The following is a 15,810-nucleotide window of genomic DNA, read 5'->3' as shown; positions in this document are numbered from 1 at the left end:
GAAGTACGCCTTCGCCGGCAAGCCGGGCTCTGGGGGATGTGTCAGGCCAGACGCTCAGCCTTCTGTTCTTCACCCAGGCAAGCCGCCGCGGTGAACAGCACATCAGTGGACGAATTCAGCGCGGTTTCCGCCGAGTCCTGCAACACGCCGATGATGAAACCGACCGCCACCACCTGCATGGCGATTTCGCTCGGGATGCCAAACAGGCTGCACGCCAGCGGGATCAGCAGCAACGAACCACCCGCCACGCCCGACGCGCCACAGGCGCAGATGGCCGCCACCACGCTCAGCAGAATGGCGGTCGGGATGTCCACGGCGATGCCCAGGGTGTGCACGGCCGCCAGGCTCAGCACGGTGATGGTGATCGCAGCACCGGCCATGTTGATGGTGGCGCCCAGCGGGATCGACACCGAGTAGGTGTCTTCGTGCAGGCCCAGGCGCTTGCTCAACTCCAGGTTGACCGGAATGTTCGCCGCCGAGCTGCGGGTGAAGAACGCGGTGATGCCGCTTTCGCGCAGGCAGGTCAGCACCAGTGGATACGGATTACTGCGCAGTTTCCAGAACACGATGAGCGGGTTCATCACCAGCGCCACGAACAGCATGCAGCCCAGAAGCACGGCCAGCAGATGCGCGTAGCCGATCAAGGCGCCGAAACCGGAGGTGGCCAGGGTCGAGGCCACCAGGCCGAAGATCCCCAGCGGGGCGAAGCTGATCACCAGGCGCACGATCACGGTCACGCCATTGGACAGGTCGCCCAGCACTTCGCGGGTGGTGTTGCCGGCATGGCGAATGGCGATGCCCATGCCGATGGCCCACGCCAGGATGCCGATGAAGTTGGCGTTCATCAGGGCGCTGACCGGATTGTCGACCACGCTCAGCAGCAGGCTTTGCAACACTTCACCGATGCCGCCCGGTGCGGTCACCGCAACGTCGTGGGCCGACAGCACCAGGCTGGAAGGGAACATCATGCTGGCAACCACCGCGACCACGGCGGCGGCGAAAGTCCCCAGCAGGTACAGGAACAGGATCGGCCGGATGTGGGTTTCCTGGCCGTGCTTGTGGTTGGCGATCGACGCCATGACCAGCACGAACACCAGGATCGGCGCGACCGCTTTCAGCGCGCTGACGAACACTTTGCCGATAAATGCGGTGGACTTCGCCGTTTCAGGCGCGAACAGGGCCAGGGCAATACCGGCGACCAGGCCGATCACGATTTGCGTGACCAGGCTCAGGTGTTTCAGGCGTTGCAATAGAGAAGGGGATGAAGCGGTCATAAAACGGCATCTCGTATTTTTTTATAAGTGCAAGGTTTCGCCGCTGCTGCGGGGCAGACCACAGGCAGGAAACCGAAGAAGGTCGCGCCATCGACGTCATGAAAGATCGATGAACACAGGGTGTTACGTTTTGCAGGGCGCGGACTTTATCACAGCGTAGGCACGATCCTTCAGACCTGTGACGAACTGCCGCTCGGCTACGCAATGCAATTTGCAGGTTCGTGCAACCGCATCCGTTATCACTCTGTTAACATTCGCCATCCTCATTTCATCTCTGCCAGTGGGCCTTCGGGCTATCGCTGGTGTCGTCGTTTTTCTGGAGTTGTGCATGCTGTTGCCCATTCTTCTGTTGTCAGCCGCCGGTTTTACGGTGCTGACCACGGAATTTGTCATCGTCGGCCTGTTGCCGGCCATCGCCCGGGACCTGGACGTCAGCATCCCGCAAGCCGGCCTGCTGGTCACCCTGTTCGCCTTCACCGTCGCCGCCTTCGGGCCGTTCCTCACGGCGTATTTCGCCCGCTTCGAGCGGCGCAAGCTGTTCATCTCGGTGCTGATCCTGTTCGGCCTGGCCAACACCCTGGCGGCGCTGGCGCCGAACATCTGGGTGATGGCGTTTGCCCGGCTGGTCCCGGCGCTGGGGTTGCCGGTGTTCTGGGCCCTGGCCAGCGAGACTGCGGTGGACATCGTCGGGCCGGAATACGCCGGCCGCGCCATCGCCAAGATCGGCTTCGGCATTGTCTGCGCCACGGTATTCGGCATTCCAGTAGGTACGTTGATTTCCGATGCGTTCGGCTGGCGAAGTGCGTTCGCCATCCTGGCGGTCATCGCGTTTGCCAAGGCGCTGCTGCTGTTTATCTACCTGCCGAAAACCAACCTGCACCAGCATCAGGTGAGCTTCCTTTCGCAGTTCAAGATCCTGCGCAGCCCGCTGATGCTGGGGCATGTGTTGCTGTCGGTGGTGGTATTCAGCGGCATGTTCACGGCCTACACTTACCTGGCCGACATCCTCGAGCGCCTGGCCGGGTTCAACGGCACTGTGGTCGGCTGGTGCCTGATGGGCTTCGGCGCGGTCGGGTTGATCGGCAACTCGCTGGGCGGGCGTGCGGTGGATCGTCACCCGCTGATGGCGTCGATGATGTTCTGTGCGTTGATGATTGCCGGCCTGGTGGCCCTGGTGCCGAACATTCATTCGCCCCTCGGTCTGGCGGCGGCGATGGGCATCTGGGGCGTGACCCAGGCGGCGATGTTCCTGGTCAGTCACGTGCGCTTGATGAAAGCCGCTCCGGAAGCGCCAGCGTTCGCCGCTTCGCTGAACATTGCCGGCGCCAACCTGGGCATTGGCCTGGGCGCGATGATCGGCGGGTCGGTGATTGACCGCGTAGGGCTGCAGGGTCTTGGCTTCGCGGCGGCCGCGCTTATCCTCGCCTCGGTCCTGCTGGCGATTGCCCTGATGACGTTCAAACCCCGCGAAGTTTGCGCCTGAGGCGTCACAGTTCGGTAAACAACTCGCGTCGGGCACCTTCGGTAATGGCGACAATGCCAGGGTGCTTGACCTTGCGCTCCACCGAAATGGCGTAGAACGACTCGCTGACTGCGTCGGTCTGGCCAATCACCTGCACGCCGTATTGGCGTTTCACTTCGTCGGCAATCACGCTCGGGCCGATGAAAATACCGCTGCCGGACTGGCCGAAAGCCTGCATCAAGGCACTGTCGTCGAACTCGCCGACGATCTGCGGCTGGATCTGCTGCTCGGCGAACCAGCGTTGCAAGCGGCTGCGCACCACGGTTTCCGGCCCGGGTATCAGCAGGGGCGCGCCGTGCAGGCCGCGGGGAAAATCCTGACCGTAACGCGCGGCCAATTCGGCGGTGGCAAAAAAACTTATCCCGCATTCGCCAAGTTTCTGGCTGTAGCCCTTGATGTCCAGGTGCGATGGCATCGGGCTGTCGGATATCACCAGGTCGAGGCGCTGGATGGCCAGGTCGGCCAGCAGCCGCTCAAGCTTGTCTTCGCGGCAGGTGATGCGCAGCGGCTCATTCAATTCCATGGTCGGCGCGATCAGGCGGTAGACGATGGACTTGGGCACCACGTCGGCCACGCCCACGCGAAACAGGATCTGCTGCTCGTTGGGCTGCGCCCGCAACATCAATTCCAGTTCGCCCCCCAGCTGAAACATCTGCTCGGCGTAGGTCAGGGTCTGTCGCCCGGCCTCCGTCAGCTCAAGCTGCCGACCAACCCGACGGAACAGCTCAATGCCATAGGTCTGTTCGAGCAGCGATATCTGCCCGCTGATGGTTTGTGGCGTCAGGTTCAGTTGCTCGCAGGCGCGCACGATGCTGCCTGTCTTGGCGACCACCCAGAAGTAATGCAATTGCCGATAGTTGAGCATGGGAATCAACGGTTCGTAAAAACCGAAGTATAACCGCTAAAAATACGAATTTTCCTGAAGTATTCATTTCCCTAGAATCCCTCGCTATCAACGGGCCATCGTTTCGGCCGCGTTCGTTATATCGAGGAAAATCATATGAAACTAAAAGCGACGGCGCTGCTGATCACGTCTTTACTGGTTCTGGCCGGTTGCGACCAGGCGGAAAAAAGTGCCCAGCAGTTGATGGGTGCGGCTGCCGAAAGCGCGAAGCAGGCGATCGACGATACGCACAAAGCCGCCGAGCAAGCGCTCAGCGAAGCCACCGGCGGGCTGATCAGCAAAAAAGAATCATCGGAAAAAGAGGCGGAAAAATCCGAATCTTCCTCCCAGGAAATCTAAACCGTCTTACAACGAGTCAGGACTGACCCATGGAATACCTTTTACAGCTAGCCGCCAGCCCCACTGCCTGGGTCGCCCTGGCCACCCTTGTGGTGATGGAAATCGTGCTCGGCATCGATAACCTGATCTTCATTTCGATCCTGACCAACAAACTGCCCGAGCAGCATCGGCAGAAGGCGCGGCGCATCGGTATCGGCATGGCGCTGATCCTGCGCCTGGGCTTGCTCAGCACCATCGCGTTCATCGTTCAGCTGACTTCGCCGGTGATCGAGATTCTCGGCCATGCGTTTTCCTGGAAGGACATGATCCTGATCGCCGGCGGCCTGTTCCTGTTGTGGAAAGCCACCACCGAGATCCATCACAGCATGGACCCGGCGCCGGAAGATCCGAAGTCGGCTACTTCGACCGTAACCCTGGGCTTCGCCGCGGCGATCGGCCAGATCCTGATGCTGGACATGGTGTTCTCCATCGACAGCATCATCACCGCTGTCGGCATGACCGAGCACTTGCCGATCATGATCATTGCCGTGGTGGTGTCGGTGCTGGTGATGTTGCTGGCGGCGGATCCCCTGGCCAAGTTCATCAATGACAACCCGACGGTCGTGATGTTGGCCCTGGGCTTCCTGATCATGATCGGCATGACGCTGATCGCCGAAGGTTTTGGCGCCCACGTACCGAAGGGCTACGTGTATGCCGCGATGGCGTTCTCGGCAGCGATCGAGGTGTTGAACATGATGTCCCGGCGGGCAAGGCAGAAGCGGGTTGCTTCTGAGGCCTGACTGACACGCTGACGCCCCTGTAGGAGCTGCCGCAGGCTGCGATCTTTTGACTTTGATTTTTCAAGATCAAAGATCGCAGCCTGCGGCAGCTCCTAAGGGCAGTGTTTTTATAGGGTGTCAGTGGGCGTTGGCGTGACTGCGGGGGGGCTTGGTGGTTTCCGTTGGCTGAACCGGATTGTGATGGTGCCGGCGGGTAATGCGCAGGACGCCCCACAACATGGCGGCGGCCACCGCCAGCCAGCCGGAAATCAGCATTACAATTGTCATTGCCAGGCTCATCCAGGCCTCCTCTTTGCCCTGCAGCGGGCACACTCACTATCCAAGTGACAGTCTAGTCGCTGGCGTGTTTCAGGCTATTGACCAAAGGTCGCCTATCACCAACCAGTTTGCTCTATCGAATGCAAACAACTGCCGGTTAAGGCTATACCGCTGCGGTGCGGCATCCTATGATCGACGGCCAAGCCGGGAATGCGATTGCCAGGCAACTGATCAAGAGAGTGATGATGGTGCGAGTGATTTCTCGAATGCTATCGGCGGCGCTGATTGTCGGGTGCGTTGCCAGTCTGGGGGGATGCGCGGGAAGCGTTGCGCCGCAGATCCAGCGCCTGCCGGAGCGGGTCGAACTCAGCGGGCGGTTCTACAAGGGGGTGGCGAACCAAAGCGGGCCGCAGGTTTTGGCGAGCATGCTGTCGCAGCAGGGCATCGTGATTACCCCGGGGCTCCTCGATAAACCGCTGCGCTTGCCGGGCGCCGAAGCCCAGTTGCAACAGAACATGCAGAACCTCGCCCGCGAATACGGGATGGTGGTCTATCCCCTCGACAGCAGCCTGCCGGCCTTGCTGACCCAGGTCGCGGCCGGGTACCCGGTGATGGTGCGCTTCACTGAAGGCTCGGCGCTGTGGGCCGAGCCGCGTTACGCGATTTTGACCGGCTACAACCGGCAGAAGCAGACCGTCTTGCTGCGCGCAGGCATGGATCAGCGGTTGATGATGAGCTTCGGCTCGTTCGAATCGGCATTCAAGGATGCCGGTGGATGGGCGGTGTTGATCCAGAATCCGACCCAACTGCCTGCCCAGGTCGATCAGCAACGCTGGCTCAAGGCCGCCAGCGATCTCGCCCAGGCAGGCCAGGAACAGGCTGCCGCCAAGGCGAAAAAAGCGCTGGGCGCGCAGTAGGCCCGTTCGTCACCCGCCGGGCACCTGCGCCCATTGCCAGCCTCTTATAGGGAAGGCCCGGATTTTCCCGGGCCCTCAGGAGGCGCCATGGCCCATTCCAATACCCCCGACGGTCCTCACTCGTCCGAGCATTCGTCCGGCGATGAGTTGGACTTTGATCCCGACTCCCCGGACCTCGCTGACCCGGCGGTCGATCCCATCGGGCCGGCCAAGGCACCGAGGGACGTAAAGCCGGATGACAATTCCAAGGCGCCGGCCAAACCCTACGATCCACTCGGTGACCTGAAACCCTGATTGCCTCCTGGAGGTGCGTATGTCTACCGATTCGAGTTTCAACGACAAGCGTCCGGAAACCGTACCGACCACTCCTGAGCAGGACATCGACCCGGTGATGGATCCGGAGAGTCCGATGCGCGATCCGCTGGCGCGGCCAACGGTGGTACCCACCGAGCATCCGCAGGGATGGCACGACCCAAGCAAGGGTGATGGCATTCCGGATGACGACCAGATGCCACTGCCCAACGATTAATCGCGGACGAAAAAAGCCCCGATTGATCGGGGCTTTTGTCTGCTGTAGCAGCCGGCTTACTTCGAAGCTTCAACCACGCCACTCTGGCGCTGCTTGAGGTTCTTGTCCGATTTGTACTGTAAAGCGGCGGAAGCCACGGCAGCGCTCTTGCCGGTTTCAACCCAATTGCGGATGCGCGCGGCATCGGCAAAGTGCGTGTATTTGCCATAAGCGTCGAGCAGCACCAGGGCAACCGGACGGTTGCTCATCCGGGTCACCAGCACCAGGCAGTGGCCTGCTGCGTTGGTGAAACCGGTCTTGGTCAGCTGGATGTCCCAGTCCGGCTTGCGCACCAGATGGTCGGTATTGCGGAAACCCAGGCTATAGACGGGTTTACGAAAGGTGACGGTTTTTTCCTTGGTGGTGCTCAGCTCGGTCAGCAACGGGTATTTGTGCGCGGCGATCAACAGTTTGCTCAGGTCGCGCGCGGTCGATACGTTGCGCGCGGAGAGACCGGTCGGCTCGACGAAATGGGTGTTGGTCATGCCCAGGGCCCGGGCCTTGGCGTTCATCGCGGCAATGAACGCGGCATAGCCGCCTGGATAGTGATGGGCCAGGCTGGCGGCGGCCCGGTTTTCCGAGGACATCAGGGCAATCAGCAGCATTTCCCGACGCGGCAGTTCGCTCCTGAGTTTTACCCGGGAGTACACACCTTTCATTTCCGGCGTGTCGCTGATGTCGATGTTGATGTATTCGTCCATGTTCTGCCGGGCTTCAACCACGACCAGGCCGGTCATCAGTTTGCTGACCGAAGCGATGGGGACGACGACGTCCGGGTTGCTGGCATAGATGACTTTGTTGGTCTGCATGTCCAGCAGCAAGGAGCTGCCGGAAGCGAGCTTGAGTGACTTGGTATCCCGCGGCGCTGCGGTGGTCTCGTCGGCACTGGCGATTGGCGTGAGGAAAGTCCCTGTAACTGCAAAAAATAGGCTCAGGATGGAAAGACGGATTTTCACGCTGGCAGACTCAATAAAGTGTTGATAAGCCGTTTTGTAACGGGCTATTTCCCGAAAAGCGCGACATTCTGGAGTATGGCTGAATAACTGTCGATGGTTGTTCGAGGGCAGAGTGAAAGACCCTCGAAACGTGAAAAAAACGTCATTTTCCGGCGGATGGTCATCCCGTTCCGCGGGCAAAAAAGAACCCCGCCATTGGCGGGGTTCCTTGTGTCGCTGGTTGCCTCTACCTGCGCCTCAGCTGTGCAGGGCTTCAGCGGCGTACAGGGTGTTTTCCAGCAGGCAGGCGCGGGTCATCGGGCCGACGCCGCCCGGCACCGGCGTGATCCAGCCGGCACGGGGCAGGGCGGTTTCGTAGATCACGTCACCCACCAGCTTGCCGTCTTCCTGGCGGTTGATGCCAACGTCGATCACGATCGCGCCTTCCTTGATCCACTCACCTTTTACCAGGCCCGGCTTGCCGGCGGCGACGACCACCAGGTCGGCACGGCCGACGTGACCGGCCAGGTCCTTGGTGAAGCGGTGGGTGACGGTCACGGTGCAACCGGCCAGCAACAGTTCCATCGCCATCGGGCGTCCGACGATATTGGAAGCGCCGACCACCACCGCGTTCATCCCGTAGAGATCGGCGCCGGTGCTTTCCAGCAGCGTCATGATCCCTTTCGGGGTGCAGGGACGCAGCAGCGGGATGCGCTGGGCCAGGCGGCCGACGTTATAAGGGTGGAAACCATCGACGTCTTTATCCGGGCGAATGCGTTCCAGCAATTTGGAGGCATCCAGGTGTTCCGGCAGGGGAAGCTGAAGCAGGACGCCGTCAATCGCCGGATCGTCATTGAGGCGATCGATCAGGTCGGCCAGCGCTTGCTGGGTGGTGTCGGAAGGCAGGTCATAGGCCTGGGACAGGAAGCCGACCTCTTCACAGTCTTTACGCTTGTGCGAGACATAAACCTGAGAGGCAGGATCGCTGCCGACCAGGATCACCGCGAGGCCCGGCGTGCGCAGACCTTGCTGGCGACGCTCGTTGACGCGTTGGGCGATCTGCTGGCGCAGGCTGGCGGCGATCGATTTGCCGTCGATAAGTTGTGCAGTCATTGCGCGTGATTAACCATCGAGAGGGGAAAAAAAGAGAGCGCATTCTCGCATGTCATGCGGTGAGGGCAAAGGCGCTTGGTCTGCAAATTCCGCTAACCCCTTTAATTAAATGAATTTTTTTCAAAAAGGATTTGACGACCTGCGGGGGGCTCTATACTATTCGTCGCACTTGTCGGGCACAGCCTAGCACTGGTTGAGAAGGTTGAGCGGGATTACGGTTCTGCAAGACTGAAAAGCACTTAGTTTGTAGTCCTCCAAGAGTACAGATTAACAAGGCGCCCGTAGCTCAGCTGGATAGAGCATCCGCCTTCTAAGCGGATGGTCGCAGGTTCGAGTCCTGCCGGGTGCGCCATTAGGCAGCTTTGGCACAAGTAACGCGATATGGTGGGCGTAGCTCAGTTGGTAGAGCACGGGATTGTGACTCCCGTTGTCGTGGGTTCGATCCCCATCGTCCACCCCATATTTCGAAGGGCGCCAGATTAACAGTCTGGCGCCTTTGCTTTAAAGGCTTCATCCCGCGGATGTGGTGGAATTGGTAGACACACTGGATTTAGGTTCCAGCGCCGCGAGGCGTAAGAGTTCGAGTCTCTTCATCCGCACCAAACAAGACTTCATCCATGCCGCCTGGCCTGGTTGAGGTTCAACAAAGAAGTGATTTGGCTTCTTTGTTACGCAATATGGTGGGCGTAGCTCAGTTGGTAGAGCACGGGATTGTGACTCCCGTTGTCGTGGGTTCGATCCCCATCGTCCACCCCATATTTCGAAAAGGCGCCAGATTAATAGTCTGGCGCCTTTTTTGTTTCAGCAGATTCAGCGACCGCAGGTACCGGGTCGCAAGGGCAGGGCGTTTCGTCGTTTTTATGTTTCGCGATGATGCCGTGTTGCCCGCCGGCCTTGCTTGCGAGATCGGCTGCCAGGGAGATGATTGGCGACCTCCTCTATATATAGAAAGGTTGGCGCAGAGCCCTGGCGTGATTGATTGTATTTGCCATCGGGGCGAGGTGCATTCGTGCATTCGCACCTATAAATTGCCTGCTGCGTTTTTACCCGTTTTCAGTAGGGTGACTTCTTGAGTTTGACCCACTAGAATGCATGCCCTTGATTCTGGGGTCGGAAACGGCCGGCTAACGTCTGTGCAACGAGGAATATCCATGCAAGTTTCTGTTGAAAATACTACTGCTCTTGAGCGCCGCATGAGCGTCACCGTGCCGGCTGAGCGCATCGAGAGCCAGGTCAACAAGCGTCTGCAGCAGACCGCCCAAAAGGCCAAGATTGCTGGCTTCCGTCCAGGCAAAGTGCCAATGAGCGAAATCAAGCGCCGTTTCGGTGCTGACGCTCGCCAGGAAGCTGTAGGCGACGTGATCCAGTCTTCCTTCTACGAAGCTGTGGTTGAGCAGAAGCTGAACCCGGCGGGTTCGCCGTCGATCGAACCAAAATCCCTGGAAGCGGGCAAGGACCTGGAATACGTAGCCGTATTCGAAGTGTTCCCTGAGTTCACCGTTGCCGGTTTCGAAGGTATCACCGTAGAGCGCCTGAGCGCTGACGTGGCTGACGCCGATCTGGACAAGATGCTGGACATCCTGCGCAAGCAGAACACCCGTTTCGAAGTGGCTGATCGCGCCGCTCAAAACGAAGACCAGCTGAACATCGATTTCGTTGGCAAGGTCGACGGTGAAGTGTTCGCTGGCGGTTCCGCCAAGGGCACCCAGCTGGTCCTGGGTTCCGGCCGCATGATCCCTGGCTTCGAAGACGGCCTGGTTGGCGCTAAAGCCGGCGAAGAGCGCGTTCTGAACCTGACCTTCCCTGAGGACTATCAGAACCTGGACCTGGCTGGCAAAACCGCCGAGTTCACCGTGACCGTCAACACCGTTTCCGAGCCAAAACTGCCAGAGCTGAACGAAGAGTTCTTCGCTCAATTCGGCATCAAGGAAACCGGTCTGGAAGGCTTCCGCACCGAAGTTCGCAAGAACATGGAGCGCGAACTGCGCCAGGCGATCAAATCCAAGGTCAAGAATCAGGTCATGGACGGTCTGCTGGCCACCAACCCGATCGAAGTGCCAAAGGCCCTGCTGTCCAACGAAGTCGACCGTCTGCGCGTGCAGGCTGTTCAACAGTTCGGCGGCAACATCAAGCCTGACCAACTGCCGGCCGAGCTGTTCGAAGAGCAAGCCAAGCGCCGTGTTGTCCTGGGCCTGATCGTGGCTGAAGTGGTCAAGCAATTCGACCTGAAGCCTGACGAAGCCCGCGTTCGCGAGATGATCCAGGAAATGGCTTCGGCTTATCAGGAGCCTGAGCAAGTTGTGTCCTGGTACTACAAGAACGACCAGCAACTGAACGAAGTTCGTTCGGTTGTGCTGGAAGAGCAAGTTGTGGATACTGTTCTGCAGAAAGCTAGCGTGACCGACAAATCGGTCTCTTACGAAGAAGCGGTCAAGCCGGTAGAAGCTCCACAAGCCGACTGATCATTTTTGCGCTAAGAAGCACACACATAAGCCAGCTCTCGAGCTGGCTTATGCGTATTCAAGACATAACTATTTGGGAGTGACTGCAGAGCATGTTCCGTAATTCGTATATTCAGCAGAACTCTGATATCCAGGCCGCAGGTGGCCTGGTCCCGATGGTTGTCGAGCAGTCCGCTCGTGGCGAGCGCGCCTACGACATCTACTCGCGTCTTCTCAAGGAGCGAGTGATCTTCCTGGTGGGTCCGGTAGAGGACTACATGGCCAACCTGATCTGTGCGCAACTGCTGTTCCTTGAAGCGGAAAACCCGGACAAGGACATCCATCTCTATATCAACTCCCCGGGCGGTTCGGTGACGGCGGGCATGTCGATCTACGACACCATGCAGTTCATCAAACCCAACGTGTCGACCACCTGTATCGGTCAGGCGTGCAGCATGGGCGCGTTCCTGCTGACGGCCGGTGCCAAAGGCAAGCGTTACTGCCTGCCGAACTCGCGTGTGATGATTCACCAGCCACTGGGCGGTTTCCAGGGCCAGGCATCGGATATCGAAATCCATGCCAAGGAAATCCTCTTCATCCGCGAGCGTCTGAACACGCTGATGGCCAAGCACAGCGGGCGTACTCTGGAAGAAATCGAGCGCGACACCAACCGCGACAACTTCATGAGTGCAGAAGCTGCGAAGGAATACGGCTTGATCGATGAAGTGATCAACCAGCGCCCCGCGTAAAATAAGCAGCTCAAAATAGGGGTGGTCGGCGGGTCCGATCACCAGCGGGCTTGAAAAAGCCCGCAATAGCCTTCATCTTGTGTTGCAAGCCTATCGGATTTGGATCGAACGAATGACTGACACCCGCAACGGCGAGGACAACGGCAAGCTGCTCTATTGCTCCTTCTGTGGCAAAAGCCAGCATGAAGTGCGCAAATTGATTGCCGGCCCCTCGGTCTTTATCTGCGACGAGTGCGTCGACCTGTGCAATGACATCATCCGTGAGGAGGTGCAGGAAGCCCAGGCCGAGAGCAGCGCGCATAAATTGCCTTCGCCTAAAGAAATCAGCGGCATCCTTGATCAGTATGTGATTGGTCAGGAGCGTGCGAAAAAGGTTCTGGCCGTAGCGGTGTACAACCACTACAAGCGTCTTAACCAGCGTGACAAGAAGAGCGACGACGTCGAGCTCGGCAAGAGCAACATCTTGCTGATCGGCCCGACAGGCTCGGGTAAAACCCTGCTTGCCGAAACACTGGCCCGCTTGCTGAACGTTCCGTTCACCATTGCCGACGCAACCACCCTCACCGAGGCGGGTTACGTGGGTGAAGATGTCGAGAACATCATTCAGAAGCTGTTGCAGAAGTGCGATTACGACGTGGAAAAGGCCCAGATGGGCATTGTCTACATCGATGAGATCGACAAGATCTCGCGCAAGTCCGACAACCCGTCGATCACCCGGGACGTTTCCGGTGAAGGCGTGCAGCAGGCCCTGCTCAAGTTGATCGAAGGTACGGTCGCTTCCGTTCCACCTCAAGGTGGTCGCAAGCATCCGCAGCAGGAATTCCTTCAGGTCGACACCCGTAACATCCTGTTCATCTGCGGTGGTGCGTTCTCTGGTCTGGAAAAGGTTATTCAAAACCGTTCCACCAAAGGCGGCATCGGCTTCGGTGCAGAAGTGCGCAGCAAGGAAGAAGGCAAGAAAGTCGGTGAGTCCCTGCGTGAAGTCGAGCCTGACGATCTGGTCAAGTTCGGTCTGATCCCGGAATTCGTCGGTCGTCTGCCGGTCCTGGCCACGCTGGACGAGCTTGATGAAGCTGCGTTGATGCAGATCCTCACCGAGCCGAAAAACGCACTGACCAAGCAATACGCCAAGTTGTTCGAGATGGAAGGCGTAGACCTGGAATTCCGTGCCGACGCACTGAAATCGGTCGCAAAACGTGCCCTGGAACGCAAGACCGGTGCCCGTGGCCTGCGTTCGATTCTCGAAGGTGTACTGCTCGACACCATGTATGAAATCCCCTCGCAGTCCGAGGTGAGTAAAGTGGTGATCGACGAAAGCGTTATAGAAGGCAAGTCCAAGCCGCTGTATATCTATGAAAACAGTGAGCCTGCTGCCAAGGCCGCGCCAGACGCCTAAGCGTCACGCAGCCGGTACAAAGAAGGGGCCTTCGGGCCCCTTTGCTTTTTGCACTTTTTAACACTGTCTTTGTGCTTGTTTTTTTTCAAGGCAGCCCCCATCTTGGTTTCAAGCTTACATCCATCTGTTTCCGGCCTTATGGCCGCCGTAGAGGCGAAATCATGAAGACAACCATCGAATTGCCTCTCCTGCCATTGCGTGATGTCGTGGTTTATCCGCACATGGTTATCCCGCTGTTCGTGGGGCGCGAGAAATCCATCGAAGCCCTCGAGGCCGCGATGACGGGCGACAAGCAGATCCTTCTGCTGGCCCAGAGAAACCCTGCTGACGACGATCCCGGCGAAGACGCACTTTATCGCGTAGGTACGATTGCGACCGTTCTGCAGCTGCTCAAGCTGCCTGACGGCACGGTCAAGGTTCTGGTCGAAGGCGAGCAGCGTGGCGCCGTGGAGCGCTTCAGCGAAGTGGACGGCCACTGCCGCGCCGAAGTGTCGTTGATCGACGAGGTCGATGCGCCTGAGCGCGAGTCGGAAGTGTTCGTGCGCAGCCTGCTGTCGCAGTTCGAACAATATGTGCAGTTGGGCAAGAAAGTCCCGGCTGAAGTCCTGTCGTCGCTCAACAGCATCGATGAGCCAGGCCGCCTGGTCGACACCATGGCCGCGCACATGGCGCTGAAGATCGAGCAGAAGCAGGAAATTCTCGAAATCATCGATTTGTCGGCCCGTGTCGAGCACGTGCTGGCCTTGCTGGATGCCGAGATCGACCTGCTGCAGGTCGAAAAACGCATCCGCGGTCGTGTCAAAAAGCAAATGGAGCGCAGTCAGCGCGAGTACTACCTGAATGAGCAGATGAAGGCCATTCAGAAAGAGCTCGGTGACAGCGACGAAGGGCATAACGAAGTCGAAGAGCTGAAAAAGCGCATCGATGCCGCCGGCCTGCCGAAAGACGCCCTGGCCAAGGCGACGGCCGAGCTGAACAAGCTCAAGCAGATGTCGCCGATGTCCGCCGAAGCGACTGTGGTGCGTTCCTACATCGACTGGCTGGTCCAGGTGCCGTGGAAGGCCCAGAGTAAAGTGCGCCTTGACCTGGCTCGCGCAGAAGACATTCTCGACGCCGATCACTACGGCCTCGAAGAGGTCAAGGAACGCATTCTCGAATACCTCGCCGTGCAGAAGCGCGTGAAGAAGATTCGTGGTCCGGTGTTGTGCCTGGTAGGTCCTCCCGGGGTGGGTAAAACCTCGCTGGCGGAGTCCATTGCCCACGCCACCAACCGTAAATTCGTGCGCATGGCCCTCGGCGGCGTGCGCGATGAAGCGGAAATTCGTGGTCATCGCCGTACTTACATCGGTTCGATGCCAGGAAGATTGATTCAAAAAATGACAAAGGTGGGTGTGCGCAACCCGCTGTTCCTGCTCGATGAAATCGACAAGATGGGCAGCGACATGCGTGGCGATCCGGCGTCAGCGTTGCTGGAAGTGCTCGATCCGGAGCAGAACCACAACTTCAACGATCACTATCTGGAAGTCGATTACGATCTGTCCGATGTGATGTTCCTGTGCACCTCCAACTCCATGAACATTCCACCGGCGCTGCTGGACCGGATGGAAGTGATTCGTCTGCCGGGTTACACCGAAGACGAGAAGATCAACATCGCCGTCAAGTACCTCTCGCCCAAGCAGATCACGGCCAACGGCCTGAAGAAAGGCGAGCTGGAATTCGACGCCGAAGCGATCCGCGACATCATCCGCTACTACACCCGCGAAGCCGGTGTACGGGGCCTGGAGCGCCAGATTGCCAAGGTCTGCCGCAAGGCGGTCAAAGAGCATGCGCTGGAAAAACGCTTCTCTGTGAAGGTCACTGCAGACGATCTGGAACACTTCCTGGGCGTGCGTAAATTCCGCTACGGCCTGGCAGAGCAGCAGGACCAGATCGGTCAGGTGACCGGCCTGGCGTGGACTCAGGTGGGGGGTGAGTTGCTGACCATCGAAGCCGCTGTCGTCCCGGGTAAAGGCCAGTTGATCAAGACCGGTTCCCTGGGTGACGTGATGGTCGAATCGATCACCGCAGCCCTGACCGTTGTGCGCAGCCGGGCCAAGAGCCTGGGCATTCCCCTGGACTTCCACGAGAAGCGCGACACGCACATCCACATGCCGGAAGGGGCGACCCCGAAAGACGGCCCTAGCGCCGGCGTGGGCATGTGCACGGCATTGGTCTCGGCACTGACCGGCATCCCCGTTCGTGCAGATGTTGCCATGACGGGTGAAATTACCCTGCGCGGCCAGGTATTGGCGATTGGCGGCTTGAAGGAAAAACTGCTGGCCGCGCATCGTGGCGGAATCAAGACCGTGATCATTCCTGAAGAGAATGTTCGCGATTTGAAGGAAATTCCGGACAATATCAAGCAAGATCTTCAGATTAAACCAGTTAAATGGATTGACGAGGTCCTGCAAATTGCGCTGCAATACGCCCCGGAGCCCTTACCGGATGTGGCTCCGGAGATAGTCGCGAAGGATGAGAAACGTGACGCAGATTCTAAGGAAAGAATTAGCACGCATTAGTACGTATTTGCCTGGGGGGCTTCCTTGACAGCTTTTTAGAGCCCTTGTTATAAAGCG

Annotated in this window: 15 protein-coding genes and 4 tRNA genes; 14 read left to right on the top strand and 5 right to left on the bottom strand. The window is 58.8% G+C overall.

Annotated elements, in window-relative coordinates; genetic code table 11:
• Positions 1-41: 41 nt before the first annotated feature.
• Complete coding sequence (gene sstT / locus DKB71_RS23090; protein WP_408597651.1) at positions 42-1,274, bottom strand: serine/threonine transporter SstT; 1,233 nt, start codon at positions 1,272-1,274, stop codon at positions 42-44.
• 328 nt (positions 1,275-1,602) lie between these two features.
• On the opposite strand from sstT, the gene DKB71_RS23085 reads away from it, so the two are divergent.
• Positions 1,603-2,757 carry an MFS transporter gene (locus DKB71_RS23085; RefSeq protein ID WP_274074621.1) on the top strand — a complete coding sequence of 385 codons (1,155 nt, stop codon included), beginning with the start codon at positions 1,603-1,605 and terminating at the stop codon, positions 2,755-2,757.
• A 4-nt stretch (positions 2,758-2,761) separates the two neighbouring features.
• Here the strand turns inward: DKB71_RS23085 and nhaR are convergent, their stop codons facing one another.
• Positions 2,762-3,661: a transcriptional activator NhaR gene (gene nhaR / locus DKB71_RS23080; RefSeq protein ID WP_274074622.1), complete on the bottom strand. Its 900-nt coding sequence runs from the start codon at positions 3,659-3,661 to the stop codon at positions 2,762-2,764.
• A 135-nt stretch (positions 3,662-3,796) separates the two neighbouring features.
• Between nhaR and DKB71_RS23075 the strand changes: the two genes are divergently transcribed.
• Both DKB71_RS23075 and DKB71_RS23070 read left to right on the top strand, forming a co-directional pair.
• Positions 3,797-4,039: a hypothetical protein gene (locus tag DKB71_RS23075; RefSeq protein WP_274074623.1), complete on the top strand. Its 243-nt coding sequence runs from the start codon at positions 3,797-3,799 to the stop codon at positions 4,037-4,039.
• 29 nt (positions 4,040-4,068) lie between these two features.
• Positions 4,069-4,818: a TerC family protein gene (locus tag DKB71_RS23070; RefSeq protein WP_274074624.1), complete on the top strand. Its 750-nt coding sequence runs from the start codon at positions 4,069-4,071 to the stop codon at positions 4,816-4,818.
• A gap of 117 nt (positions 4,819-4,935) precedes the next feature.
• Here the strand turns inward: DKB71_RS23070 and DKB71_RS23065 are convergent, their stop codons facing one another.
• Positions 4,936-5,085 (bottom strand): hypothetical protein, encoded by a 150-nt coding sequence (locus DKB71_RS23065; RefSeq protein WP_408601186.1) that lies wholly within the window; start codon positions 5,083-5,085, stop codon positions 4,936-4,938.
• A 179-nt stretch (positions 5,086-5,264) separates the two neighbouring features.
• On the opposite strand from DKB71_RS23065, the gene DKB71_RS23060 reads away from it, so the two are divergent.
• From DKB71_RS23060 to DKB71_RS23050, 3 genes are all read left to right on the top strand, one after another.
• Entirely contained in the window at positions 5,265-5,993 is a 729-nt protein-coding gene (locus DKB71_RS23060; RefSeq protein ID WP_408597648.1) for a peptidase C39 family protein, read from the top strand.
• Positions 5,994-6,080: 87 nt separating this feature from the next.
• Positions 6,081-6,287 (top strand): DUF6021 family protein, encoded by a 207-nt coding sequence (locus DKB71_RS23055; RefSeq protein ID WP_274074626.1) that lies wholly within the window; start codon positions 6,081-6,083, stop codon positions 6,285-6,287.
• 19 nt (positions 6,288-6,306) lie between these two features.
• Complete coding sequence (locus DKB71_RS23050) at positions 6,307-6,522, top strand: hypothetical protein (RefSeq protein WP_274074627.1); 216 nt, start codon at positions 6,307-6,309, stop codon at positions 6,520-6,522.
• A 56-nt stretch (positions 6,523-6,578) separates the two neighbouring features.
• On the opposite strand, the gene pbpG is transcribed toward DKB71_RS23050, so the two are convergent.
• Both pbpG and folD read right to left on the bottom strand, forming a co-directional pair.
• Positions 6,579-7,517, bottom strand: a complete 939-nt coding sequence (gene pbpG, locus DKB71_RS23045) for a D-alanyl-D-alanine endopeptidase (RefSeq protein WP_408597645.1) — start codon at positions 7,515-7,517, stop codon at positions 6,579-6,581.
• A gap of 237 nt (positions 7,518-7,754) precedes the next feature.
• On the bottom strand, positions 7,755-8,609 hold the full coding sequence (gene folD, locus DKB71_RS23040; RefSeq protein WP_274074629.1) for a bifunctional methylenetetrahydrofolate dehydrogenase/methenyltetrahydrofolate cyclohydrolase FolD: 855 nt from the start codon (positions 8,607-8,609) through the stop codon (positions 7,755-7,757).
• A gap of 275 nt (positions 8,610-8,884) precedes the next feature.
• Between folD and DKB71_RS23035 the strand changes: the two genes are divergently transcribed.
• The 8 genes from DKB71_RS23035 to lon all read left to right on the top strand — a co-directional run bounded on the left by DKB71_RS23035 (position 8,885) and on the right by lon (position 15,753).
• A tRNA-Arg gene (locus tag DKB71_RS23035) sits at positions 8,885-8,961 on the top strand.
• A gap of 32 nt (positions 8,962-8,993) precedes the next feature.
• Positions 8,994-9,069 (top strand) — tRNA-His (locus DKB71_RS23030).
• A 57-nt stretch (positions 9,070-9,126) separates the two neighbouring features.
• A tRNA-Leu gene (locus DKB71_RS23025) sits at positions 9,127-9,211 on the top strand.
• A 78-nt stretch (positions 9,212-9,289) separates the two neighbouring features.
• Positions 9,290-9,365: transfer RNA gene (locus DKB71_RS23020), tRNA-His, on the top strand.
• A gap of 395 nt (positions 9,366-9,760) precedes the next feature.
• Positions 9,761-11,071, top strand: a complete 1,311-nt coding sequence (tig, locus tag DKB71_RS23015; RefSeq protein WP_323607340.1) for a trigger factor — start codon at positions 9,761-9,763, stop codon at positions 11,069-11,071.
• A 92-nt stretch (positions 11,072-11,163) separates the two neighbouring features.
• Positions 11,164-11,799: an ATP-dependent Clp endopeptidase proteolytic subunit ClpP gene (gene clpP / locus DKB71_RS23010; protein WP_274074631.1), complete on the top strand. Its 636-nt coding sequence runs from the start codon at positions 11,164-11,166 to the stop codon at positions 11,797-11,799.
• Between the two features lie 112 nt (positions 11,800-11,911).
• Positions 11,912-13,195 carry an ATP-dependent Clp protease ATP-binding subunit ClpX gene (clpX, locus tag DKB71_RS23005; protein WP_046817996.1) on the top strand — a complete coding sequence of 428 codons (1,284 nt, stop codon included), beginning with the start codon at positions 11,912-11,914 and terminating at the stop codon, positions 13,193-13,195.
• Between the two features lie 161 nt (positions 13,196-13,356).
• Positions 13,357-15,753, top strand: a complete 2,397-nt coding sequence (lon, locus tag DKB71_RS23000; RefSeq protein WP_046817997.1) for an endopeptidase La — start codon at positions 13,357-13,359, stop codon at positions 15,751-15,753.
• The last annotated feature ends 57 nt before the right edge of the window (positions 15,754-15,810 follow it).

The sequence above is a fragment of the Pseudomonas sp. PLMAX genome, from assembly GCF_046042685.1.
In the GTDB taxonomy this organism is placed as follows: domain Bacteria; phylum Pseudomonadota; class Gammaproteobacteria; order Pseudomonadales; family Pseudomonadaceae; genus Aquipseudomonas; species Aquipseudomonas putida_AE.
This window is presented reverse-complemented; position numbering and strand designations above follow the sequence as displayed.